Annotated in this window: 23 protein-coding genes; 6 read left to right on the top strand and 17 right to left on the bottom strand. The window is 71.7% G+C overall.

Annotated elements, in window-relative coordinates:
* Positions 1-9: 9 nt before the first annotated feature.
* Complete coding sequence (locus tag VPH61_RS13560; RefSeq protein WP_332064031.1) at positions 10-669, bottom strand: DedA family protein; 660 nt, start codon at positions 667-669, stop codon at positions 10-12.
* Between the two features lie 105 nt (positions 670-774).
* On the bottom strand, positions 775-1503 hold the full coding sequence (locus VPH61_RS13555; protein WP_442879103.1) for an IclR family transcriptional regulator: 729 nt from the start codon (positions 1501-1503) through the stop codon (positions 775-777).
* 226 nt (positions 1504-1729) lie between these two features.
* Here VPH61_RS13555 and hutH point away from each other — a divergent pair, with 226 nt between their 5' ends.
* The 4 genes from hutH (at position 1730) to hutI (ending at position 8109) form a co-directional block, all read left to right on the top strand.
* Positions 1730-3334 (top strand): histidine ammonia-lyase, encoded by a 1605-nt coding sequence (gene hutH / locus VPH61_RS13550; RefSeq protein WP_332064030.1) that lies wholly within the window; start codon positions 1730-1732, stop codon positions 3332-3334.
* Positions 3335-3464: 130 nt separating this feature from the next.
* Complete coding sequence (locus VPH61_RS13545) at positions 3465-4973, top strand: M23 family metallopeptidase (RefSeq protein WP_332064029.1); 1509 nt, start codon at positions 3465-3467, stop codon at positions 4971-4973.
* 149 nt (positions 4974-5122) lie between these two features.
* Entirely contained in the window at positions 5123-6814 is a 1692-nt protein-coding gene (gene hutU, locus VPH61_RS13540) for a urocanate hydratase (RefSeq protein ID WP_332064028.1), read from the top strand.
* Positions 6811-8109 carry an imidazolonepropionase gene (gene hutI / locus VPH61_RS13535; protein ID WP_332064027.1) on the top strand — a complete coding sequence of 433 codons (1299 nt, stop codon included), beginning with the start codon at positions 6811-6813 and terminating at the stop codon, positions 8107-8109. The genes hutU and hutI overlap by 4 nt, the downstream gene beginning before the upstream one ends.
* A 15-nt stretch (positions 8110-8124) precedes the next feature.
* Here the strand turns inward: hutI and VPH61_RS13530 are convergent, their stop codons facing one another.
* The 8 genes from VPH61_RS13530 to VPH61_RS13495 all read right to left on the bottom strand — a co-directional run bounded on the left by VPH61_RS13530 (position 8125) and on the right by VPH61_RS13495 (position 13441).
* Positions 8125-8418, bottom strand: coding sequence for a DUF503 domain-containing protein (locus tag VPH61_RS13530; RefSeq protein ID WP_332064026.1), 294 nt, complete (start codon positions 8416-8418; stop codon positions 8125-8127).
* A gap of 4 nt (positions 8419-8422) precedes the next feature.
* On the bottom strand, positions 8423-8695 hold the full coding sequence (locus tag VPH61_RS13525) for a DUF6510 family protein (protein ID WP_332064025.1): 273 nt from the start codon (positions 8693-8695) through the stop codon (positions 8423-8425).
* Positions 8695-9561, bottom strand: coding sequence for a ferredoxin reductase (locus tag VPH61_RS13520; protein ID WP_332064024.1), 867 nt, complete (start codon positions 9559-9561; stop codon positions 8695-8697). Before VPH61_RS13520 ends, VPH61_RS13525 begins: the two co-directional genes overlap by 1 nt.
* Entirely contained in the window at positions 9558-10151 is a 594-nt protein-coding gene (locus VPH61_RS13515) for a sulfite oxidase-like oxidoreductase (protein ID WP_332064023.1), read from the bottom strand. The genes VPH61_RS13520 and VPH61_RS13515 overlap by 4 nt, the downstream gene beginning before the upstream one ends.
* Before the next feature lie 47 nt (positions 10152-10198).
* Positions 10199-10720: a SixA phosphatase family protein gene (locus VPH61_RS13510; RefSeq protein WP_332064022.1), complete on the bottom strand. Its 522-nt coding sequence runs from the start codon at positions 10718-10720 to the stop codon at positions 10199-10201.
* Positions 10721-10890: 170 nt separating this feature from the next.
* Positions 10891-11382 (bottom strand): SixA phosphatase family protein, encoded by a 492-nt coding sequence (locus VPH61_RS13505; protein WP_332064021.1) that lies wholly within the window; start codon positions 11380-11382, stop codon positions 10891-10893.
* A 44-nt stretch (positions 11383-11426) separates the two neighbouring features.
* The gene (locus tag VPH61_RS13500) at positions 11427-12359 is read right to left on the bottom strand and encodes an arginase family protein (protein WP_332064020.1); all 933 of its coding nucleotides are present in this window, start codon (positions 12357-12359) and stop codon (positions 11427-11429) included.
* A gap of 83 nt (positions 12360-12442) precedes the next feature.
* Positions 12443-13441 carry an NAD-dependent epimerase/dehydratase family protein gene (locus VPH61_RS13495; protein ID WP_332064019.1) on the bottom strand — a complete coding sequence of 333 codons (999 nt, stop codon included), beginning with the start codon at positions 13439-13441 and terminating at the stop codon, positions 12443-12445.
* A gap of 194 nt (positions 13442-13635) precedes the next feature.
* On the opposite strand from VPH61_RS13495, the gene VPH61_RS13490 reads away from it, so the two are divergent.
* Positions 13636-15867: a copper-translocating P-type ATPase gene (locus VPH61_RS13490; protein ID WP_332064018.1), complete on the top strand. Its 2232-nt coding sequence runs from the start codon at positions 13636-13638 to the stop codon at positions 15865-15867.
* A gap of 52 nt (positions 15868-15919) precedes the next feature.
* Here the strand turns inward: VPH61_RS13490 and VPH61_RS13485 are convergent, their stop codons facing one another.
* Positions 15920-16528 carry a DUF6226 family protein gene (locus VPH61_RS13485; protein WP_332064017.1) on the bottom strand — a complete coding sequence of 203 codons (609 nt, stop codon included), beginning with the start codon at positions 16526-16528 and terminating at the stop codon, positions 15920-15922.
* Positions 16525-17280, bottom strand: coding sequence for a hypothetical protein (locus tag VPH61_RS13480; protein WP_332064016.1), 756 nt, complete (start codon positions 17278-17280; stop codon positions 16525-16527). The genes VPH61_RS13485 and VPH61_RS13480 overlap by 4 nt, the downstream gene beginning before the upstream one ends.
* 207 nt (positions 17281-17487) lie before the next feature.
* Between VPH61_RS13480 and VPH61_RS13475 the strand changes: the two genes are divergently transcribed.
* Positions 17488-17934, top strand: coding sequence for a hypothetical protein (locus VPH61_RS13475; protein ID WP_332064015.1), 447 nt, complete (start codon positions 17488-17490; stop codon positions 17932-17934).
* Positions 17935-18035: 101 nt separating this feature from the next.
* Here the strand turns inward: VPH61_RS13475 and VPH61_RS13470 are convergent, their stop codons facing one another.
* The 5 genes from VPH61_RS13470 to VPH61_RS13450 all read right to left on the bottom strand — a co-directional run bounded on the left by VPH61_RS13470 (position 18036) and on the right by VPH61_RS13450 (position 21773).
* The gene (locus VPH61_RS13470; protein ID WP_332064014.1) at positions 18036-18440 is read right to left on the bottom strand and encodes a PIN domain-containing protein; all 405 of its coding nucleotides are present in this window, start codon (positions 18438-18440) and stop codon (positions 18036-18038) included.
* Positions 18437-18661, bottom strand: a complete 225-nt coding sequence (locus VPH61_RS13465) for a type II toxin-antitoxin system VapB family antitoxin (protein WP_332064013.1) — start codon at positions 18659-18661, stop codon at positions 18437-18439. The genes VPH61_RS13470 and VPH61_RS13465 overlap by 4 nt, the downstream gene beginning before the upstream one ends.
* A gap of 59 nt (positions 18662-18720) precedes the next feature.
* On the bottom strand, positions 18721-20604 hold the full coding sequence (locus tag VPH61_RS13460) for a glycoside hydrolase family 15 protein (protein WP_332064012.1): 1884 nt from the start codon (positions 20602-20604) through the stop codon (positions 18721-18723).
* A gap of 168 nt (positions 20605-20772) precedes the next feature.
* A complete protein-coding gene (locus tag VPH61_RS13455) occupies positions 20773-21441 on the bottom strand; it encodes a DUF305 domain-containing protein (protein WP_332064011.1) in 669 nt (222 codons plus the stop codon).
* The gene (locus tag VPH61_RS13450; RefSeq protein ID WP_332064010.1) at positions 21438-21773 is read right to left on the bottom strand and encodes a heavy-metal-associated domain-containing protein; all 336 of its coding nucleotides are present in this window, start codon (positions 21771-21773) and stop codon (positions 21438-21440) included. Before VPH61_RS13450 ends, VPH61_RS13455 begins: the two co-directional genes overlap by 4 nt.
* Between the last annotated feature and the right edge of the window lie 59 nt (positions 21774-21832).

Here is a 21832-nt window from a genome sequence, read left to right as displayed (position 1 = left end):
GGCTGCCGGCTACGCCGAGGCTTCGTCGACCAGCCGTCGGTGCTCGAGGATCCGGCGGATGACGAGCACCGCGAGCGCGACGGCGATCACGCCGTAGACGACCCAGTCGAGGTACTGCAGGTACTCCTCGAGCAGCGCGTGCTGGGTGCCGAGCGCCGCACCGACGCCGATGAGCAAGGTGTTCCAGAGGCCCGAGCCGATGGCGGTGAAGAAGCAGAAGGAGAGCAGCGGCATGCGATCGGCTCCCGCGGGCAGGGAGATCAGGCTGCGGACGCCCGGGATCATGCGGCCGACCAGCACCGACCAGCGGCCGTACCGGTGGAACCACTCCGCACCGCGCTCGAGGTCGGTGAGGCTCACGAGACGCGTCCAGGCGATCCAGCGGATGGCGCGTTCGAGGCCGACCGCGGCGCCGAGGCCGTACAGCACGAGCCCGCCGATGACGGAGGCGAGCGTCGACCAGAGGATGAGCCATCCGAGGTGGAGTTCGCCCGACTGGCTGAGGTAGCCCGCGAACGGCAGGATGACCTCGCTCGGGATCGGCGGGATCAGCACCTCGAGGAACACCAGCACGCCGACGCCGATGTCGCCGAAGGAGTTCAGCACGTCGGCGGCGAATCCCGTGAGGCCCGTGAACCCGTGGTCGTCGGCGGTCGTCAGCAAGGTCATGTCTCGGCTCTCGGTCGGGGTCGATGATCGGTGCTCGGCGGCGGCTTCACGTTACCCGGCGCCGGGTGGACGGAAGCTGGGTGCGGGTGCTCGGCGGGGTGCGCGTCAGCGCGGCGTGCCGATGCGGCGGGCGAGCGTCGACGCCGACTCCTGCACGGCCGACACGTATCGGGCGACCTGTGCCTGCACCGCGGCATCCGGATAGGTCACCGCGACGGCCGCCGCCGGCCAGCCGACGTGATCGCGCACGACGGCGCCGACCGAGGCCAGGCCGCCCGTGACCTCGCCGTCCTCGCCGGCCCAGCCCTGCTCGCGCACGACGGCGAGCACGCGCTTCAGGCGTCCGTAGCTCCACTCCTCGTCGGCGCCGTCGATCGCGGCCCGACCGGCGAACGCCGCCCGGTCGGGGTAGAGCGCCCGAAGCTGCGCGGGCGGCAGCACGGCGAGCATCGCCCTGCCGGTGGCGGTGAGGTGGGCGGGCAGCCGCACCCCGACGTCGGTGACGAGCGAGGGACGTCGCGGTGCGCGCTCCTCGACGAGGTAGAGCACGTCGCGCCCGTGCAGCACCGCGAGATGGCCGCTCTCGCCGAGGCGGTCGACGAGCGCGGCGACGAGCGGGCGGCCGAGGCGGGCGAGGGGCTGCTGGCGCGAGAAGCCGCTCGAGAGCTCGAAGGCGGCGATGCCGAGGCCGTAGCGACGCTCCTCGGGCAGGTGCACGACGAAGCCGCGCTCCTGCATCACGGCGAGCAGGTGGTAGACCGTCGACCGCGGGATGCCGAGCGCCGAGGCGATCGTCGCCGCAGGCACAGGCCCGCGCTGCGCCGCGAGGTGCATGAGGATCGCGAGTGTCTGGTCGGCCGCGGGCACCTTCGAGCTCGCGCCCTCGGGCTTCGCCGCCCGGTCGAGCGGACGCGTGTCGTCGGTCTGCGAAGTGGGTTCCGACAACTGGCGTCCTCTCGACGACGGGTGGCTCTCCCAGCCTACGCCCGAGTCTGGGATACCGGACGGCTACCCCGCCCACACGCTTCCCGCAGGAGTGGGGGCGGTGTGGAATCGGAGTATGAGCAGCAACGACTCCGCCACCGCGCGCGCCGCGGCATCCCTTCGACAGGCTCAGGAGGGCGCCGTCACTGTCGGCACCGGCCCCCTCGGCATCGATGACGTCGTCGCGGTCGCCAGGCACGGGGCGACGGTCGTGCTCGACCCGGCCGCCCTCGACGGCGTCGCCGCGAGCCGCGCGATCGTCGAGGGCCTCGCCGCCGACCCCGAGCCGCACTACGGCATCTCGACGGGCTTCGGTGCGCTCGCGACGACGTTCATCGCCGAAGACCGGCGCGCGCAGCTGCAGGCGAGCCTCGTGCGCTCGCACGCCGCCGGCTCGGGCGCCGAGGTCGAGACCGAGGTCGTGCGCGCCCTCATGCTGCTTCGCCTCTCGACGCTCATGACCGGCCGCACGGGGGTGCGCCGCGAGACCGCCGAGACCTATGCGGCCATCCTCAACGCCGGCATCACGCCGGTCGTGCGCGAGTACGGCTCGCTCGGATGCTCCGGCGACCTCGCCCCCCTCGCGCACTGCGCGCTCGTGGCGATGGGCGAGGGAGAAGTTCGGGTCGCCAACGGCTCGACCGACCCGGTGACGGATGCCGCGAGCGCCCTCGCCGCGGCCGGCATCACGCCGCTCCGCCTCGCCGAGAAGGAGGGCCTCGCCCTCATCAACGGCACCGACGGCACGCTCGGCATGCTCGCGCTCGCGATCGACGACCTCCGGATGCTCCTCACGACCGCCGACATCGCTGCGGCGATGAGCGTCGAGGGACTCATGGGCACCGACGCCGTCTTCGCCGCCGACCTGCACGCCCTTCGTCCGCAGCGCGGCCAGGCGGTCTCGGCGTCGAACCTGCGGCGCCTGCTCGCAGACTCCCCCATCGTCGCGAGCCACAAGGGCCCGGAGTGCACGCGCGTGCAGGACGCGTACTCGCTCCGCTGCGCTCCCCAGGTGCACGGCGCCGCCCGGGACACGGTCGCGCACGCGGCATCCGTCGCCGACGCCGAACTCGCGAGCGCCGTCGACAACCCCGTGCTCACGCTCGACGGCCGCGTCGAGTCGAACGGCAACTTCCACGGCGCACCGGTCGCGTACGTGCTCGACTTCCTCGCGATCGCGGTGGCGGATGTCGCGTCGATGAGCGAGCGACGCACCGACCGGTTCCTCGACCGGGCGCGCAACCAGGGCCTGCCGCCGTTCCTCGCGCACGAGGTCGGAGTGGACTCGGGCCTCATGATCGCGCAGTACACGGCCGCGGGCATCGTGAGCGAGCTGAAGCGGCTCGCAGTGCCGGCCTCCGTCGACTCGATCCCGTCGTCGGCCATGCAGGAGGACCACGTCTCGATGGGCTGGGCGGCCGCCCGCAAGCTCCGTCGTTCGATCGACGGGCTCTCCCGCGTGCTCGCGATCGAGGTCATGACGGCGGCTCGGGGGCTCGCGCTGCGGGCGCCCCTCGAGCCGGGCCCGGCGACCGGCGCGGTGGTCTCGCTCGTCGCAGAAGTCGGCGCGGTGCCGGGGCCCGACCGCTTCCTCTCCCCCGAGATCGAGGCGATCTCGGACATGGTCGCTCGCGGCGGCGTCGTCGCGGCGGCGATGTCGGGGGCCGGCGCGCTCGACTGAGGCGAGCCCGCGTGTGCCCCGAACAGGGTGCGAGATCGACGCGATCAAAGGTTGTGTCGACCCGCCTGCGCTGAGAGACTGAGGGAGATGTCGGCCCCCGAAGCCGGCGTATGAACGGAACCCTATGTCGATGATGCAACGATCGCCCGGCCTGCACGACCCGTTCCGAGTGCGACGCGCTCGGCCCGACGGTCTCGCAGTGGCCGCCGCAGCGGCCGTCATCGTGCTCGGCATCTCCGGCATCACCGGTGCATCGGCAGAAGAGATCGTCGCGACGGATGCTGCGGTGGCGACATCGGAGACCACCGCCGAGTCGACCGACACGACGACCGACACGGGCGGCGAGTCGACCGGCGAAGGCGACGCGACCGAGCCGGCCCCTGAGTCGCCGGCGCCGACTGAGACCGAGCCCCCGACACCGACCGAGACCGCCACGCCGACGCCGACGCCGACGGAAACCCCGACGCCCACCGAGACGCCGACGCCCACTGACCCGCCGGCCACGACGCCGCCGCCGACGACGCCCCCGGCCACGACGCCGCCGGCCACGACCCCTCCGCCCACGACAGCGCCGCCGGCCCAGCCGCCCGCACCCAGCGCTCCCGTCACGGCACCCGGCACGAAGCTGCTCGTCGGCACAGGCCCGTACGCCCGCATCTCGAGCGGCAACGACCCGCAGCTGAGCTCCCTGCTCGGCGCCCGCACGGCGCTCGATCGGGCGACGTCGGCGCTGCGCACCGCTGAGGCGGAGCTCGAGGCCGCCCTTTCGAACCGAACCGTGGCACGCGCCCTGGCGAACCAACTGCTGGAGCGGGCCGAAGAGGCTCGCGCCGATGCCGACGCGGCCGGAGCCGCCGCCTTCGCCGCGTCGCGCGGCGGTGACTCGTCGCTCACCTCGATGGCCGCCGCTTTCGGCTCGGGCAAAGACCTGCTCGCCGGTCTCGGCGGCGTCGCCCGCGTCGACCAGATCACCGGTGACGCCGAGAAGCTGCAGAAGATCGCCGAGAAGCGTTCCGCCGAAGCCGATGTGGCAGAGGAACGTGCCGCCGAGGCATGGGCCGCCGTCGACGCGGTGCCGGTCGAGGCAGCCCAGACCGCCGTCGCCGAGGCCGAACGCGCCGTGGCATCCGCTCGCTCCGACCTCTCCGGTCTGCGCACGAAGGTCGCCGCGACGAGCGTCTCGTTCATCGACTCGCTCCCGCGCGACGCCGGGCAGCTGAGCGAGCAGGGCTGGGCTCCCCCGGTCACCGGCAACCAGACCGACGGATTCGGCCCGCGACCCAACAAGCCGCTCGCCGGCGTCAACGAGTTCCACCGCGGCACCGATGTCGCGGCGAGCTGCGGATCCCCCGTCTTCGCCGCGACCGGCGGCATCGTCGTCGAGGCCCGCCCCAACGGCAGCTACGGCAACTGGATCCTGCTCGAGCACGGCTCTGGCGTGCAGACCGGGTACGCGCACCTCACCGACGGCGGCATCCTCGTCAGCCCGGGCGACGCGGTCGCGGCAGGCCAGCTCATCGGCGCCGTCGGCAGCACGGGGGCTTCGACCGGTTGCCACCTGCACTACGAGGTGCGACTCGACGGCACCGCCGTCGACGCGGTGCCGTTCATGGCGGCCCGCGGCATCCGCATCGGCTGAGGCTCTGCACTCCGGGGTCTCGTCAGGCTCGACCCGCAACGGTCTCACATACGGGGTCTTGACAGGCTCATCCCGCAGCGTCTGGAATCCCAGACAGTAGGGCCGCGACATCCGTTGTCGGTGACGGCTCGGTGCGCGAGCATCGGAGCATGACCGACGCCTCCACCCCCGCAACCTCCGGCCCCCGCACGGTTCGTGCCGCTCGCGGTACCGAACTCACCGCGAAGAGCTGGCAGACCGAAGCACCGCTGCGCATGCTCATGAACAACCTCGACCCCGAGGTCGCCGAGCGGCCCGACGACCTCATCGTCTACGGCGGCACCGGCAAGGCCGCCCGCAACTGGGAGTCGTTCGACGCGATCGTGCGCACGCTCGAGGGCCTCGAGGCCGACGAGACCCTGCTCGTGCAGTCGGGCAAGCCCGTCGGAGTCTTCCGCACGCACGAGTGGGCGCCGCGCGTGCTCATCGCCAACTCCAACCTCGTCGGCGACTGGGCGACGTGGCCCGAATTCCGCCGGCTCGAGCAGCAGGGCCTCACGATGTACGGCCAGATGACGGCCGGGTCGTGGATCTACATCGGCACGCAGGGCATTCTGCAGGGCACGTACGAGACCTTCGGGGCGATCGCGCGCGCGTCGTTCGGCGGCAGCCTCGCCGGCACGCTGACGCTCACGGGCGGCTGCGGCGGCATGGGCGGCGCTCAGCCGCTTGCCGTCACCATGAACGGCGGGGCGGTGCTCATCGTCGACGTCGACGAGACCCGGCTGGCCCGCCGTGTGGAGCACGGCTACCTCGACGAGTACACCACCGACCTGGAGGCCGCGATCACGCGCGTGACCGCCGCGAAGGCGGCCGGCGAGGCCCTGTCGGTCGGCGTCGTCGGCAACGCCGCCGTCGTCTTCGGCGACCTTCTGCTGCGGCATCGCGCCGGCGAGCTGCAGGTCGACATCGTGACCGATCAGACGAGCGCCCACGACCCGCTCGCGTACCTGCCGGTCGGCGTCGCATTCGAGGACTGGCGCGCCGAGGCCGAGCGCGACCCCGAGAGCTTCACCGACCGTGCGCGGGGCAGCATGGCCAAGCAGGTGGCCGCGATGGTGGGATTCCAGGACACCGGTGCCGAGGTCTTCGACTACGGCAACTCGATCCGCCGCGAAGCGGAGCTCGGCGGCTACGACCGCGCGTTCGAGTTCCCCGGCTTCGTGCCCGCCTACATCCGGCCCCTGTTCGCCGAGGGCAAGGGACCGTTCCGCTGGGCGGCGCTCTCGGGAGACCCGGCCGACATCGCCGCGACCGACAAGGCGATCCTCGAGCTCTTCCCCGATGATGAGCATCTGCGCCGCTGGATCACGCAGGCCGGCGAGAAGGTGCACTTCGAGGGCCTGCCGGCGCGTATCTGCTGGCTCGGCTACAAGGAACGCCACCTCGCGGGGCTGAAATTCAACGAGATGGTCGCCTCGGGCGAGCTCAGCGCGCCCGTCGTCATCGGCCGCGACCACCTCGACTCGGGAAGCGTCGCGAGCCCGTACCGCGAGACCGAGGCCATGGCCGATGGCTCCGACGCGATCGCCGACTGGCCCCTGCTCAACGCCCTGCTGAACACCGCCTCGGGCGCGACGTGGGTGTCGCTCCACCACGGCGGCGGCGTCGGCATCGGCCGCTCGATCCACGCGGGTCAGGTGATCGTCGCCGACGGGACCGAGCTCGCCGCCGAGAAGATCGCCCGCGTGCTCGTGAACGACCCGGGCACCGGCGTCATGCGCCATGTCGACGCGGGCTACGACCGCGCGATCGAGGTCGCTCGCGAGCGCGGCCTGCGCGTGCCTATGCTCGAGGCATGAGCGACGGGGGCGCCGCGGGGCGCATGCTGCTGACCGGCATCGGCGAGCTCGTCACGAACGAACCTGCGCCCGATCGCGAGGCGGGCCCGCTCGGCATCGTGCGCGACGCCGCCGTGCTCGTCGAAGACGGCCGCATCGCGTGGATCGGCAGCGCGAGCCACGCCGACGAGCGCCTCGCGCACCGGGTCGAGCGCGACGACCGCCGCGACGGTGACGAGCACCGCTCGCTCTGGGACGCCGAGGTCGAGGTCGTCGACGCCGGCGGCCGGGCCGTGATGCCGGGCTTCGTCGACAGCCACTCGCACCTCGTCTTCGGCGGCGACCGCGCGGCGGAGTTCGCCGCACGCATGGCCGGGCAGCGGTACGAGGCCGGCGGCATCCGCTCGACGGTCGCTGCGACGCGCGCCGCGAGCGACGACGAACTGCGCGCGCGGCTCGCCGGATTCGTCGCCGAGCTGCACGCGCAGGGCACGACGACCTTCGAGATCAAGTCGGGCTATGGCCTGAGCGTCGCCGACGAGGAGCGGCTCGTGCGCCTCGCCCGCGAGGTCACCGACGAGGTGACCTTCCTCGGCGCGCACGTCGTGCCGTTCGAGTTCCGCGAAGACCCGGCGTTCGGCGGCGATGCCGACCGCGCCGCCGAGGCGTACGTCGACCTCGTCGTGGGCGAGATGCTCGCGGCGTGCGCTCCGCACTCGCGCTGGGTCGACGCCTTCTGCGAGCGCGGCGCGTTCACGGCCGAGCAGTCGCGGCGCGTGCTCGAGGCGGGGGCTGCCGCGGGCCTCGGCGTGCGGGTGCACGGCAACCAGCTCGGCGAGGGGCCGGGAGTGCGGCTCGCGGTCGAGCTCGGAGCGGCCTCGGTCGACCACTGCACCTTCCTGAGCGATGCGGATGTCGCGGCGCTCGCGTCATCCGAAACGGTGGCGACCCTCTTGCCGGGCGTCGAGTTCTCGACCCGCCAGCCCTACCCCGATGCACGCCGGCTCATCGACGCCGGCGTGACGGTGGCCCTCGCGAGCGACTGCAACCCGGGCTCGAGCTTCACGAGCTCGCTGCCCTTCTGCATCGCCGTCGCGGTGCGCGACATGGGCATGACCCCGGCCGAGGCCGTCTGGGCGTCGACCGCGGGCGGCGCAGCGGCACTCCGGCGAACGGATGTCGGTGCCATCCGCCCCGGCATGCGTGCCGACCTCGTCGAACTCACGGCACCGAGCCACGTGCACCTCGCCTACCGGCCGGGAGTGCCGCTCATCTCACGCGTCTGGAAGGACGGCGGGCTCGTCGCGCAACGCTGACGCGGCGGCATCCGCTCACTCGTCGCTGCGATGCAGGCGACGCCTGGCCGAGAGCAGGGTGATGTCGGGCCGGCCCGCGACGAGCCGTTCGGCCCGGTCGAGCGTGTCGGTGACGCGATCGGCACCCGACGCCACGACGCCGACGCCGATGACCGCGCGACGATGGAGATCCTGCTCGCCGACCTCCGCGACACTCGCCTCGGTCGCTCGGCGAAGCTCGGCCATGATCGGGCGGATGACGGCGCGCTTGCCTTTCAGCGAATGCACGTCGCCGAGCAGCAGGTCGAACTCGATCCAGCCGATCCACATGGGTTCACCCCGACGCGGGTCGTGGCCGGGCCACCTCGATCGCGCTGACGCCGCTGAAGCCGATCCAGGCGCGGTCGCCGGTCTCGACGAGGGTCGCCAGCACCTGGTCGCACGAGGCGCAGCGCACCACGGTGCCGGCGCCGCTGCGGTAGACCATCGCGCGGGCGAGCTCCGCGATGCTGCCGCATCCGTTGCAGCGGGCGATCGCCGCCGTCACGTCGAACGAGAAGTAGTCGGCGAGCTGGCCGGCCAGGGCATTGCCGTCGAGGTGCTGCATCAGGTGCCTCCGAATCGCTCGGTGCGGATCGAGCCTGCGTCGTGGCCGAGTTCGATGAGCCACGACGCGACCCGTTCGACGAACCCGGTCGAGCCGCACACGTAGACGATCGGCCGTTCGGCGGCGGGGATGACGGCTGCCGCGAGCGCATCTCGCATGATGCGGCCCGGCGGCGTCGGCCAGGCGTCGGGCGCGCGCCGCGTGTAGACGAGGTCGAGGCGGAACGCGTCGGATGACCCGGCGAGCGCCATCAACTCGTCGGAGAAGTACACGTCGTCGGGCGTGCGCACCGAGTAGAGCATGCGGAAGGGCGTGAGGTCGTCGGCGTCGGCATGCGCCCGGGCCATCGCGAAGAGCGGCACGACGCCCGAGCCGCCGGCGATGAGCTGCACGGGCCGTGCGGGAACGGGCGAGCGCTGCTCGACCGGCTTCCACACGAAGAAGGCGCCGAGCGGGCCGTGCACCTCGAGCAGGTCGCCCGGGCGCAGCTCGTCGACGAGGAACGGCGACACCTCGCCGTCGGGCAGCCGGTCGACCGCGAGCACGACGCGCGCGCTCGGCCCCGACGACGCGATCGAATAGGAGCGGGTGGCGGTGTACCCGTCGGGGGCGGTCAGGCGCACATCGAGGTGCTGGCCGGCGGCGTTGCCGGGCCATCCGTCGACCTCGAGCTCGAGGCGAGCGGCGCTCGGCGTCTCACGGGTGACGGCGACGACCGTGGCCGTGTGCCACCCCGCCCTCGGCACGGCACCCGCAGCAACAGGCGCGGGAGAAGCAGCCGCGGGAGCGGGATCAGCAGCAGGCGTGCCGCTGGCGGGCATCGCGCGCGCCGCGGCATCCGTCGCCGTGCTCGGCCCGTCGTTCACCAGTACCGCTCCTCCTTCCACGGGTCGCCGTGCAGGTGGTAGCCGTTCTGCTCCCAGAAGCCCGGCTCGTCGTCGCCCTGCATGACGAGGCCGCGCACCCACTTCGCGCTCTTCCAGAAGTAGAGGTGCGGCACGATCAGCCGAGCGGGCCCGCCGTGCTCTGGGTCGAGCGGCTCGCCGTCGAACTCGAACGCGATCCAGGCCTTGCCGTCGAGCAGCTCCTCGAGCGGAACGTTCGTCGTGTACCCGCCGTAGCTGTGCGCCATGACGAAGTCGTACTGGGTCTCGACATCGGCGAAGAGCGTGTCGAGCGAGACGCCGCGCCACCGGGTGCCGAGCTTCGACCAGTGCGTGACGCAGTGGATGTCGGTCTCGACCTCTTCGATCTCGAGCGCCATGAACTCGTCCCAGTTCCAGCGATGCTCGCCGCCCGTCTCGGTGATGATCGAGAACTCCCACTCCTCGGTGTCGACCTCGGGCGTCGGCCCGGCCGAGAGCACCGGGAAGTCGTGCACGAGCGTCTGGCCGGGCGGCAGCCGTTCGTCGCGCTCACGACTGCGCCCGCTGAACCCCCTGGTGATGAACGACATGCCGCTCCCTCCGTTGCCATCGACACTAGTGACGCCGCGGGCCGCTGTCACCGGTTGCGGGTGCGGTCGGGGGCGTCGAAGGTCACGCCGATCGGCGCCACGGCGACATTGCCCGTGCTCGTCGCCGTTCGCACCTCGGCCCAGGATGTCGCGTCGAAGGTGAACACGGCGATCGCCGCAGTCGGCATCGACTCGGCCGACTTCGAGAACCGGGTCGCGAGCTCGGTCATCTCGGGGTTGTGGCCGACGAGCATCGCACGCGATATTCGGTTGTCGAGCGAGCGGATGACGCGAAGCATCGTCTCGACGGATGCCGCGTACAGCCGCTCCTCGACGAGGATGCGGCGGGCGGGGGTGCCGAGTTCACCGGCGACGAGTTCGGCCGTCGACCGGGCTCGCTGCGCCGTGCTCGTGATGATCACCTCGGGCTCGATGCCGCGCTCGACGAGTCGCCGGCCCATGCGCGGCGCTTCCTGGCGCCCGCGATCGTTCAGCGGCCGGTCGTGGTCGACGAGACCCGGCGAGTCCCAGCTCGACTTCGCGTGGCGCATGAGCACGAGGGTCTTCACGGTGCGTCCTTCCGTCGGGCTGGTCGGGCGCCCACCCGATCAGCGCAGTGCGTGCCCGCAGCGACCGCCGCGCACGCGGAGTGCCGCCAGTCGTACGGTACGCCCGTCCGGCCCATCCGCGGTGGCATCGACCTCGGCGAGGTCGATGGATTGCCAGGTGGTGCCTTCGGTCACCGGTCGTGGGCAGGAGCGTCGTACAGCACCTCGACTGGCGCAACGGTGCCGACCTCGGCCCAGCCGGCGACGTCGAAACGGAACTCGGCGACGGCGCAGGTGGGCATGTCGTCGATCTCATCCGAGAACCGGGAGGCGAGCTCGCCGATCTCGGGGTTGTGGCCGACCAGCATGACGGCGACCAGCTCGTGGTCGAGGGCCCTGACGAGTTCGAGCAGGCCGTCGGGAGTGGCGCCGTAGAGACGGCCGTCCTCGACGATTCGGCCGGACTCGAGGTCGAGCGCCTCCGCCAGGATCACCGCCGTCGAGCGGGCCCGTACCGCCGTGCTCGTCACGATCACGTCAGGAGCGACGCCCCGCTCCCGCAGTCGAGCGCCCGCCCTCGGCGCATCGCGCCGGCCACGATGGTTCAGCGGCCGCTCGTGGTCGGGAAGCGACTGGTCGCCCCAGCTCGACTTGGCATGCCGCACCAGCAGAAGTGTCTTCATGATTCCGTTCCCCTTCAGCGTGTGCGATCGATCGAGGCACGCTGTCAGCGTAGGGCGATTCCCGCGGCGACCTCGAGCACGCAGAGCGCGGCGAGACGCACGGTGCGGCCGTCGGGGGCGTCGGCCGTGGCGTCGACCTCGGCGAGATCGACCGATTCCACTCGAGCGTCGGCGCCTGCCGCGCGTGCGGCCTGCCGGAGTTCGTGGGCCGAGATGCCGCCCGGCACCGACGCGGGGCAGCCGGGCGCCACGGCGCGGTCGCAGACGTCGACATCGAGGTCGACGTGGATCGGGCCGCCGGCGGCACCGGCGATCTCGAGCGCCTCGGCGAACACGTCGTGCATCGGGCGGCGGTGCAGCTCGTCGCGGTGCACGACCGTGATGCCGGCGTCGCGGGCACGATCGGCGTACTCGCTGGAGTTCACGAAATCGGCGATGCCGATCTGCACGGTGCGGCGGCCGTCGAGGCCCGCTTCGAGGAGGCGCCGCACCGGCGAGCCGTTGCTGACGCCGTCGCGCAGGTCGTAGTGCGCGTCGAGGGTGATGAGCCCGGCAGTCGGCAGTCGCTCGCCCCAGACGCCGAGCGCGACGGGCGAGGTGAGCGAGTTGTCGCCGCCGAGCGCGACGACGGTGCCGGCCCGGGCCGCGGCCTGCGCGATCGCGGCGCGCACGCGCGCCTCGCCCTCGGGCCCGTCGGGCTCGACGACGTCACCGGCGTCGGCGAACACGAGGTCGTCGAGCGAACGCGCCTCGCTCCGGTGGCCGCGGTCGGCCATGAGCGTCGGGCTGTACCGGCGCAGCGCCGCACGGATCGCCGCCGGCGTCGCGTGCGCACCGGTCGGCGAGAGCGAGGTGCTGTACGCCGGCACGCCGAGCAGGGCGAGGTCGGCGCGCTCCCCCGCGTCGAGCGCGTCGAGCGGCGGCCAGTCACCGGCCCGAGGCCAGAGCGGATCGTTCGGAAGCGCGGCGGTGCCCATGCTCAGACGCTAGCAAGACGGATGCCGCGAGCCGAGGCATCCGTCGCCCCTCATGTCTGCGATCCCGGACGCTTGTGAGTTCCCTACTCGCCCGACGGGCCGCGGAGCGCTGCGAGCAGCTCCCGCTCGCGCTCGGCGCTGAGCCCGGCGCCGCGCTCGCGATCGAGACCCTCGCCGCGCTCCCACTCGAGCACCTCGCTGAGCAGCTGGTCGAGCGGTCGCAGGCGCAGGCCGGCGGCGCGCGCTGCCGCGTTCGAGCGATCGAGGAAGGCGCGCCACTCGGGGTCGATGATCCACAGCGGCAGCGACTCGGGGCCCGACCACTCGGCGACGCCCTGCTCGGCGAGCCACTCCGGGGAGACCGCGACGACTTCGCCCTCGTGCCCGGCGAGCGCCCGCGAGCGCTCGAGCCAGTCACCGAAGGTGGTGCGGTCGCCGACGGCGTTGAACGCGCCGCTCCGACGCTGTTCGATGGCATCGAGGGTGAACGCCACGAGGTCGTCGACGTGGATCGCCTGCACGGCGTCGTCGAGGATGTCGGGCACGAGCATCGGCTCATCGCTGCGAGCGGCGCGCGCCACCCAGTAGCCACCGCGACCAGAGGCGTCGCCAGGGCCGACGATGAGTCCGGGGCGCACCACCAGCAGCCGATCACCGAGGGCCTCGCGGTAGACGGCCTCGATCGCGGACTTCGCCTCGCCGTAGGTCTCCGCACTCGACTCGTCGGTCTCGAGCGGCGCCATGAGTTCGGCCGATTCGTCGGCGCCGGGCTCGTTCTGCTCGGCGTAGACGTTGCACGAGGAGATGAAGGTCCAGTGCGCCGCGTGCGGGGCCAGGTCGGCGGCCGCGCGCCGCGCGAAGCCGGGCTGCCGGGTGACGTCGATGACGGCGTCCCATTCGCGATCGGCGACGGCGTCGTAGGCGCCGGGCTGCGAGCGGTCGGCGACGACGACGGCTGAACCCTCGGCCGCCTCCCCTGCTTCCCCTCGCGCGAGCGAGGTGACCGCGTGCCCGCGCCGCAGCGCCTCCCGGGCGAGTTCGCGTCCGAGCCACTGGGTGCCGCCGAGAATCAGGATGTCCATGCGGACATCACAGCACGATGCGGATGCCGCGCGCTCGCCTGTTCTCGATCCGCGAACCACGAGGCATCCGCTGCTACCGTCGGAGAAGTTCGTCATGGCTCGGGAATAGTCCGGGCGGACAGGCGTTCCACCTGATGACAGATACCCCCTAGGGGTATAGGCTCGAACCGAGCTGGACGACGGAGGAAAGATCGATGAGCACGACTCACGGCGGACACGAACACGACGGGCACGCGGAGCACGATGCGCACGCGGGCCACCGGTCGACGGCGGCGCCGGAGGCGGACCCGCACGCGGGACACGACATGAGCGCGCACGGCGGCCATGACATGAGCGGGCACGACCCGCACGCCGGACACGACATGAGCGGGCACGACCCGCACGCCGGACACGACATGAGCGGGCACGGCGGCCACGCAGGTCACGGCGACCATGTCGGCCAGTTCCGCCGCCTGTTCTGGATCATGCTCGTCGTCGCGGTGCCGACGATCGCGTTCAGCCCGATGTTCGCCTCGATCCTCGGCTACTCGCTGCCCGAGAACCCCGTGATCCCGTGGATCTCCCCGGTGCTCGGCACGGTCATGTACTTCTGGGGCGGCAAGCCGTTCCTCACCGGCGCCTGGTCGGAGCTGAAGGCGCGCAAGCCCGGCATGATGCTGCTGATCGGCCTCGCCATCACGGTCGCGTACTTCGCAAGCCTCGGTGCGAGCCTCGGCCTGCTCAGCCATCACCTCGACTTCTGGTGGGAGCTCGCGCTCCTCATCGTGATCATGCTGCTCGGCCACTGGATCGAGATGCGTTCGATCATGCAGGCGTCGAGCGCGCTCGACGCGCTCGCGGCGCTGCTGCCCGACGAGGCCGAGCGAGTGGTGGCGAACGGCTCGACCGGCAGCCCGTCGACCGAGACCGTCTCCCCGTCCGAGCTCGCGGTGGGCGACATCGTCATCGTGCGCCCCGGCGGCCGAGTGCCCGCCGACGGCGAGGTCGTCGAAGGCACCGCCGCGATGGACGAGTCGATGATCACCGGCGAGTCCGCGACGGTCGCCCGCGGCCCCGGCGCGAACGTCGTCGCCGGCACGGTCGCGACCGACACTGCGATCCGCGTGCGGGTCGGCGCCGTCGGCGACGACACGGCCCTCGCCGGCATCCAGCGGCTCGTCGCGCAGGCGCAGGCCTCGACGTCGCGCGCGCAGCGCCTCGCCGACCGCGCGGCGGGCTGGCTCTTCTGGTTCGCGCTCGGCGCCGCCGTCATCACGGCGATCGCCTGGACCCTGCTCGGCGACCCCGACGACGCCGTGATCCGCACGATCACCGTGCTCGTGATCGCCTGCCCCCACGCGCTCGGCCTCGCCATCCCGCTCGTCGTCTCGATCGCGACCGAGCGCGCGGCGAAGGGCGGCGTCCTCGTCACCGACCGCCTCGCCCTCGAGACGATGCGCACGGTCGGCGCGGTGCTCTTCGACAAGACCGGCACGCTGACCAAGGGCGAGCCTGCAGTGACGGATGCCGCGGCCGCACCGGGTCACGACCTCGACGAGCTGCTCGTGCTCGCGGCATCCGCCGAGGGCGACTCGGAGCACCCGCTCGCCAAGGCGATCGTCGCCGAGGCCGCCCACCGCGGGCTCACGACTCGCGGTGCCCAGGGCTTCGAGGCCTCCGCCGCGATCGGCGTCCGCGCGACGGTCGACGGACGGGCCGTGCAGGTCGGCGGCCCCGGCATGCTCGAGCGCGACGGGCTCGAGCCGCTCGCGGCATCCGTCGCCTGGGCCGAAGCCGGCTCGACGGTGCTGCACGTGCTCGTCGACGGCCAGGTGGCCGGCGCCATCGCGCTGGCCGACGAGATCCGCCCCGAGTCGAAGCAGGCGGTCGACGCGCTGCACGCGCTCGGAGTGCAGGTCGTGATGATCACGGGCGACGCCGAGCCGGTGGCCCGCACGGTCGCCGCACAGCTCGGCATCGACCGGGTCTACGCGGGCGTGCGCCCCGAAGACAAGTCGGCGAAGGTGCAGGAGCTGCAGCACGAGGGCCTCTCGGTCGCGATGGTCGGCGACGGCGTCAACGACGCCCCGGCGCTCGCGCAGGCCGACGTCGGCATCGCGATCGGAGCCGGCACGGATGTCGCGATCGCCTCGGCCGGCGTGATCCTCGCGTCATCCGACCCGCGTTCGGTGATCTCGGTGATCGAGCTGTCGCGGGCGAGCTACCGCAAGATGTCGCAGAACCTGTGGTGGGCGGCCGGGTACAACCTCGTCTCGGTGCCGCTCGCCGCGGGCATCCTCGCCCCGATCGGGTTCGTGCTGCCGATGTCGGTCGGTGCGATCCTGATGAGCCTCTCGACGGTCATCGTCGCGGCGAACGCGCAGCTGCTGCGCCGCCTCGACCTGCGACCCGAGGCCTCGACCCGCGCGGTGCTCGAGCGCGCCTAGCCGCTGTGGGTTGAGCCTGTCGAAACCGCTCTCGTGGGGGGGTTCGACAGGCTCAACCTGCAGAACGGCGGGGCCACGCCGCCCACGCGCGACGCGGGCCGTAGGGCTCCTGTCCGCCGCCGACGCTCGCGTACCGCTCGGTGCGGAACGAGACCCAGCCACCGGATGCCTCGGCGAAGCCGCCCGACACGACGGCGTCGATGTGCTCGCGGGCCGAGTCGACCGAGTCGGCGACGTGCTCGTCGCACGCGTCGCAACCGCAGAACGGCAGCGTCAGCCTCGTGAACTCGCCGCACCCGATCACGAGGCCGGGGAACGAGGTGAGGCCGATCGTGATCGGCGCCGCGTCATCCGTTCGAGGACGGAGCCGGATCGCACTCACGACGTCGACGCCCTCGGAGAGCCAGGAGGCGACCGGCGGCTCGTGGTCGCGCTCGACGTCGAACTCCGCCTCGAGGTCATCGACGAGCGCGAGGGCGAAGTCGTGCAGCGGGCGGTAGCGCTCGGTGTCGGTCACGCGACTGTACGCCTCCTGCGGCGGCCCATCGGAGTCCATGCCCCAGCGGCGGTGCTCCGCCGGCAGTTCGTCGACGCCCGACGATGCTCCGCGCCGCGATGGCTCGAACTCGCGGGCGGAGTCTGCGCCGACGCCCTCGGTCATCCGCCCGCTCGCTCCACGAGTCCCGTCATGATCGCGGTGTCGGGGTCGATGCACGCCTTCGAGAGGGCGGCGTCCCACTGGGCGTCCATCGCCATCGGGTGGTCTCCGACCGACGGGTACCAGCCCTGGTTCGGCCAGTTCGCGACGAACTCCTCACGCGGCGGAGCGGGCGGCACGACGATGTCGTTCGCCGCATAGCACGGCACGGAGTACTCGGTGAGGTAGTCGTAGATCCAGCCGAGCTGCTCGGCGTTCGGCGGACCCGAGGTGCGCCTCTCGGGATGAGCGACCCGGCACGTGTACAACGCGATCCGCTCCTCGACCGTCGTCGCCGACGTGCCGATGGAGACGACAGGATCGTCAGGGTCCGTGCCGGTGCGCCCCTCATCGATCGGGAGCCCGGCGGCCTCGAAGCAGGCCCGCGTCACTTCGACGCGATTCTCGTTGGTCACGTAGGCCTCGAACGCGACGTCGGGTCGCACCGCATCGGGGTACGCCGCCAGGATGCCCTGCCATTCACGTTCGGCCTCGGCGACGCGTGCGGCCTCGATGTCGGCGTCGGTGAACGGGTCTCCCGTAGGCCACGGCGCGAACTCGGGCATCGGGATGGACACGACCTGCGCCGCGGCATCCGTCGCCTCTGGCGTCGCCGTCGCCCCGGCGGCGCCCGTGCTCGCGCCCGAGCACGCTGTCAACGCAGCCAGAACGATCAGGGCAGCACCGGCCGCCATCGATCCCCGTCCTCCGTGCATGCGCACCTCCGCCGCGAACCTAACAGTGCAATGCGCGTTGGCACCAGCGCTCACCGCGGGTGCCCCCGTGTGGAACTCTCGCAACCTGTCGTGTTCTCGATGAGTTGTCGCGCACTCGGCAGATTGACACGTAGATGAGAATCGAGGCCTCAGGTACAGTGCCGGAAGGTCCGGTATCCGGCTGGGCACTTCCGTCTCGGAGAACTCGTGAAGCCCGCCATTGTCGCCGTCGCCGCGACCGCTGTCGTCATCTCACTGACCGGCTGCACAGGCAGCACCACCGACCGGTGCGCTCAAGTCGCCCAATCAACCTACAAGTACGCGAAACTGCTGGATCAAGCGTCGGTCAACGCAGACCGCGTGCGGACCGAGCTACCGAAACTGGAGTCAGCCGCTGACGAGCTCGGCAGCTCCATAGACGCAGCTGGCCGAGAAGAGCAGCAGGCTTTCTCGGAGCTTCAATCCGCCATGACCACGTACAACACGACGCTGCGGGAGACGCTCGACTCACTTGATACTGATCCATCGTCCGGTGCCGTGGAGGCCCTGATTGCTGAGAACGACGACCGAAGGGCGGGACTGATCGTGGCCATCGCCGGCTACGAGGAAGTGTGTTCGACCACGCTCGACCAGAGCCGCTTGAAATTGCAGTAGCGACCGGGACCAGACACATCCGCTCACCGCCGCGGCCACACAGGCATCCCACGAGGCTGCTCTGACGCATCGAGAAGCAGTCCACTGCTGAACCGTATCTTCTACTCTGCGACATACTCCTGACGCACGGCCCCACTGGTGGCAGCCTCGATGTACCCGAAGTCTCGGTCGGAGTTCAGCACGACGGCATCGTTGGCCACCGCGTATGCGGCGATCAGGCAGTCGAAGGCTCCGGCTGCGCGCGGCATCCCGCTCTCCCAGAGTGCCTGCTGTATGTCGAGAGCCTCGTCTTCCGATGGGTGCACCCAGGCGGCGAGGAGCTCGTCCATGTCCTCTCTGAGCTCTGCGTACTCCTCCGACGATCGCGCGGAATGGCAGTACTCCAGCACTTGAGGAGGGCACGTGATGATGAGGTGCTGGGGGGAGATATCTCTGAGTCGCTGCGCGATGGCCGGGCTCTTCCCGGCCTTCTGCCAGATGCTGTTGTCGACCAGGTACGTCGTCACCCAGCGCTCTGCACCGTCGGCGAGATCGTCGGCGCGTCGATCTGGCTCGGCTCGAAGCTTCGGGCGATGATCCGCTCGACGGCGGACGGTTGCCGACGAACCGCGATCAGTGTTCGGAGGGCAAGATCAACGGTCTCGCGATTGGACTTGGTCCCCGCCAGCTGCTTGGCCCGCTTGAGCTCGAGCTGGTCGATGTCGATTGAGGTGATAGCCACGATCACTCCCTCCATTCTATATAGACCACTATATAAGATCGGATGGGCAGCAGGAATCACGGATGTCAGACGAACTCGAGCAGCTTCTCGATCACGATGATGCGCCGTGCGGCCTCGATGAGGGCGAGGTGCGAGAACGCCTGCGGGAAGTTGCCGAGGTGCTGCCCGGTCTCGCTGTCGAACTCCTCGGCGAGCAGGCCGAGCGGCGACACGATGCGCAGCAGCTTCTCCATGAGCGCGACGGCACGAGCGCCCTCGCCGATGATCGTCAGCGCCGACACGAGCCAGAACGAGCAGATGAGGAAGGTGCCCTCGCGGCCCGACAGCCCGTCGTCGGTCTCCTCGGTGCGGTAGCGCAGGGCGAACCCGTCTTCGGAGAGCTCGTCGGCGATCGCGAGCACGGTCGCCCGCAGCCGCTCGTCGTCGGGCGGCAGGAACCCGTAGATCGCCGCGAGCAGAGCGGATGCGTCGAGCGCATCGGTGCCGTAGTGCTGGCGCAGCACACCGCGCTCGCTCACCCCCTCGGCGAGGATGTCGGCGGCGATCTCGTCGGCGACCCCGCGCCACCGCGTCGCCGCCTCGGCATCGCCGACGACCGTGCCGAGCTTCGACGCACGGTCGAGCGCGACCCAGCACATGATCTTCGACGACACGTAGTGCCGGGGCTCGCCGCGCGCCTCCCAGATGCCCTGGTCGGGTTCGCGCCAGACGGCCGTCGCGCACTCGGCCTGCGAGCGGATCAGCGGCCAGAGCGCACGCGGCACGCGCTGGCTGCGGTGGGCGTGCATGAGGATCGCGTCGAGCACGGCGCCGTACAGGTCGTTCTGGCGCTGCGCGAACGCGCCGTTTCCCGTGCGAACGGGGCGAGCACCCTGATAGCCCGTGAGGTGGTCGAGCGTCGTCTCGGTGAGGTCGCGCCGCCCGTCGATGCCGTACATGATCTGCAGCGAGCCGTCGCCGTTGGCCTCGAGCCCAGAGAGGAACTCGACGAACTCGTCGGCCTCCCAGTCGAGGTCGAGGTAGTGCAGCGCCTGCACGGTGAACGAGGAGTCGCGGATCCAGTTGTAGCGGTAGTCCCAGTTGCGCTCGCCGCCCGGTGTCTCGGGGAGCGAGGTCGTGAGGGCCGCGACCGTCGCCCCGGTCGGCATGTAAGTGAGCCCCTTGATCGTCAGCGCCGAGCGCTCGAGCGCCTCGCGCCACGGGTGATCGGGGATCGTCGCGTCGCCGAGCCAGTCGCGCCAATAGCTCGTCGTCGAGTCGAGCTCGGCCGCGGCCTCCTCGAACGTCGACGGGCCGGCCAGGTCGTCGGCCCACGAGAGCGAGCAGAACGCCCGGTCACCGGCGCGCAGCGTATGCCGCGCCCGCACGTGACCGCCCTGCACGCCGAGCGGGAGGTCGGAGCGGAGGCGCAGCTGCATCCCGGCGCCGCTCGCGGTCGCCTCATGCTCGTCGCTCGCCTCCCACTCGGCGCCGACGCGGCCGTAGTCGAAGACCGGCTCGCACAGCAGCTCCATCTCGACGTGTCCGTCGAGGCAGGTCACCGTGCGCACGAGGCAGTGCGCGGCGTCGTCGTCGGCCGGAGCGCGAGTATGCGGGGTGGTCGTGTCGGCGGCCGAGCGCCGAACGATGGTGAGCGCGTCGCGCACCTCGGCCCAGCCGGTCGGGGTCTTCCACGTCGTCACGAGCACGTTGGTGCCGGGCTCGTAGGCGCGCGCCGAGGGCGCGTTGACGTCGAACGGACCGAACCGGAAGTAGCCGGCCTGCCGGTCGAGGATCGTCGCGAAGACGCTCGGGGCGTCGAACCGCGGCGGGCAGAGCCATCCGATCGCGCCGTCGGGTGCGACCAGCGCACCGGTGTGGCAGTCGGAGAGGAACGCGAACCGGGCGATCGGCGGGAACGGCGAGCGGGCGACGGCGCCCTGCAGCTGCGGCGCCCGGCCGCCGGTCACGTCGTCTCCGGGTCGACGGCGCGGGTGCTGTCCCGGTCGAGCGCGGTCAGCTCGTCGACCTCGGCGTCACTGCGTTCCATCGGCCCTCCGAGCACGGTCGGTCATGGGTGGCGGCGGGGCCGGCATGTGTCGCCGCTCCATGCCCCCACCTCGACCGTAGCCCGTCGGTCAGCCTTCGAGCAGCGCCTGCATCCGTTCGATCTCAGCCGTCTGCGTCGCGACGATGGCCTCGGCCATCTCGATCGCACCCGCGTGCGAACCGCTCGCGATCTCCTCCTCGGCCATCTCGACCGCGCCCTCGTGGTGCTCGATCATCTGCTCGAGGAAGAGCTGCGACGCGGTGGCCGCGTCGGCGGCCTCGAGCGCGGCGAGCTCGTCGGCGCTCAGCATGCCGCTCATCTCGTGCCCGCCGCCCTCGCGCGGGGCGTCCCACTCGTCGAGCCAGGCCTCGAGCTGCGCGATCTCGGGCCCCTGCGCGGCTTGGATCTCCTCGGCGAGCGCAGCGACCTCGGGGGCGAGCCCAGCCTTGGCGAGCATGATGCCGCTCATCTCGAGCGCCTGCTCGTGGTGCGGGATCATCATCTGCGCGAACATCACGTCGGCCGCGGTGCCGGCGTTCGCGGGCGCCTCGGTCTCGACCTCGGCCCCGGAGTGGCCGTCGTGCGCGTCACCCGAGGGGTCGCCGCCGTTGGCGGCGCAGCCCACGAGCGCGAGCAGCCCGGCGATGCCCAGCGCGACGGCGGGCAGGGTCTTGGCCAGGCTACGGCGGCGCGCGATCGCGCGTGCGCCGGTGCCGACGCGGGCGCCGACGCGGCCGGCGCGGCCCGCGTCGCTCATCGCTCCGCCACCCGGTATCCGGCCTCCTCGACGGCCGCGGCGATCGCGGCGTCGGAGATGGGCGCGCTGCTGCGCACGGTCACGCCCGAGACGCCGCCGTTGACGAGCTCGACGTCGACGCCATCGACGCCGTCGATCGCCGTGAGCTCCTGCGTGACGTGGGCGACGCAGCTGCCGCAGGTCATGCCCGCGACGCCGAACGTCGCCTCGACGAGCGAGGCGTCGGTCGTGGCATCGGCGGGAGCCGCGGCATCCGTCGTGTCGATCGCGCAGCAGGAGCACCCGCCGCCTGCGACGTCGATCTCGGTTCGGCCTTCTGGTGCGAGCGTCATTCCTCGGTCCTTTCGTCGGTCAGATCACTATACCCCCCTAGGGTATCAACGACGCAAGT

The organism is Agromyces sp. CCNWLW203 (assembly GCF_036576125.1).
Lineage (GTDB): Bacteria > Actinomycetota > Actinomycetes > Actinomycetales > Microbacteriaceae > Agromyces.
The sequence above is the reverse complement of the archived record's forward strand: the minus strand, read 5'-3'. Positions and strand labels throughout refer to the sequence as shown.

Coding starts and splice junctions, on each gene's coding strand:
- VPH61_RS13560 (WP_332064031.1), bottom strand. CDS start 669: ATGACCTTGCTGACGACCGCCGACGACCACGGGTTCACGGGCCTCACG.
- VPH61_RS13555 (WP_442879103.1), bottom strand. CDS start 1,503: ATGCACCTCGCGGCGCAGCGCGGGCCTGTGCCTGCGGCGACGATCGCC.
- hutH (WP_332064030.1), top strand. CDS start 1,730: ATGAGCAGCAACGACTCCGCCACCGCGCGCGCCGCGGCATCCCTTCGA.
- VPH61_RS13545 (WP_332064029.1), top strand. CDS start 3,465: ATGATGCAACGATCGCCCGGCCTGCACGACCCGTTCCGAGTGCGACGC.
- hutU (WP_332064028.1), top strand. CDS start 5,123: ATGACCGACGCCTCCACCCCCGCAACCTCCGGCCCCCGCACGGTTCGT.
- hutI (WP_332064027.1), top strand. CDS start 6,811: ATGAGCGACGGGGGCGCCGCGGGGCGCATGCTGCTGACCGGCATCGGC.
- VPH61_RS13530 (WP_332064026.1), bottom strand. CDS start 8,418: ATGTGGATCGGCTGGATCGAGTTCGACCTGCTGCTCGGCGACGTGCAT.
- VPH61_RS13525 (WP_332064025.1), bottom strand. CDS start 8,695: ATGCAGCACCTCGACGGCAATGCCCTGGCCGGCCAGCTCGCCGACTAC.
- VPH61_RS13515 (WP_332064023.1), bottom strand. CDS start 10,151: ATGTCGTTCATCACCAGGGGGTTCAGCGGGCGCAGTCGTGAGCGCGAC.
- VPH61_RS13505 (WP_332064021.1), bottom strand. CDS start 11,382: ATGAAGACACTTCTGCTGGTGCGGCATGCCAAGTCGAGCTGGGGCGAC.
- VPH61_RS13500 (WP_332064020.1), bottom strand. CDS start 12,359: ATGGGCACCGCCGCGCTTCCGAACGATCCGCTCTGGCCTCGGGCCGGT.
- VPH61_RS13495 (WP_332064019.1), bottom strand. CDS start 13,441: ATGGACATCCTGATTCTCGGCGGCACCCAGTGGCTCGGACGCGAACTC.
- VPH61_RS13490 (WP_332064018.1), top strand. CDS start 13,636: ATGAGCACGACTCACGGCGGACACGAACACGACGGGCACGCGGAGCAC.
- VPH61_RS13485 (WP_332064017.1), bottom strand. CDS start 16,528: ATGACCGAGGGCGTCGGCGCAGACTCCGCCCGCGAGTTCGAGCCATCG.
- VPH61_RS13480 (WP_332064016.1), bottom strand. CDS start 17,280: ATGCACGGAGGACGGGGATCGATGGCGGCCGGTGCTGCCCTGATCGTT.
- VPH61_RS13455 (WP_332064011.1), bottom strand. CDS start 21,441: ATGAGCGACGCGGGCCGCGCCGGCCGCGTCGGCGCCCGCGTCGGCACC.
- VPH61_RS13450 (WP_332064010.1), bottom strand. CDS start 21,773: ATGACGCTCGCACCAGAAGGCCGAACCGAGATCGACGTCGCAGGCGGC.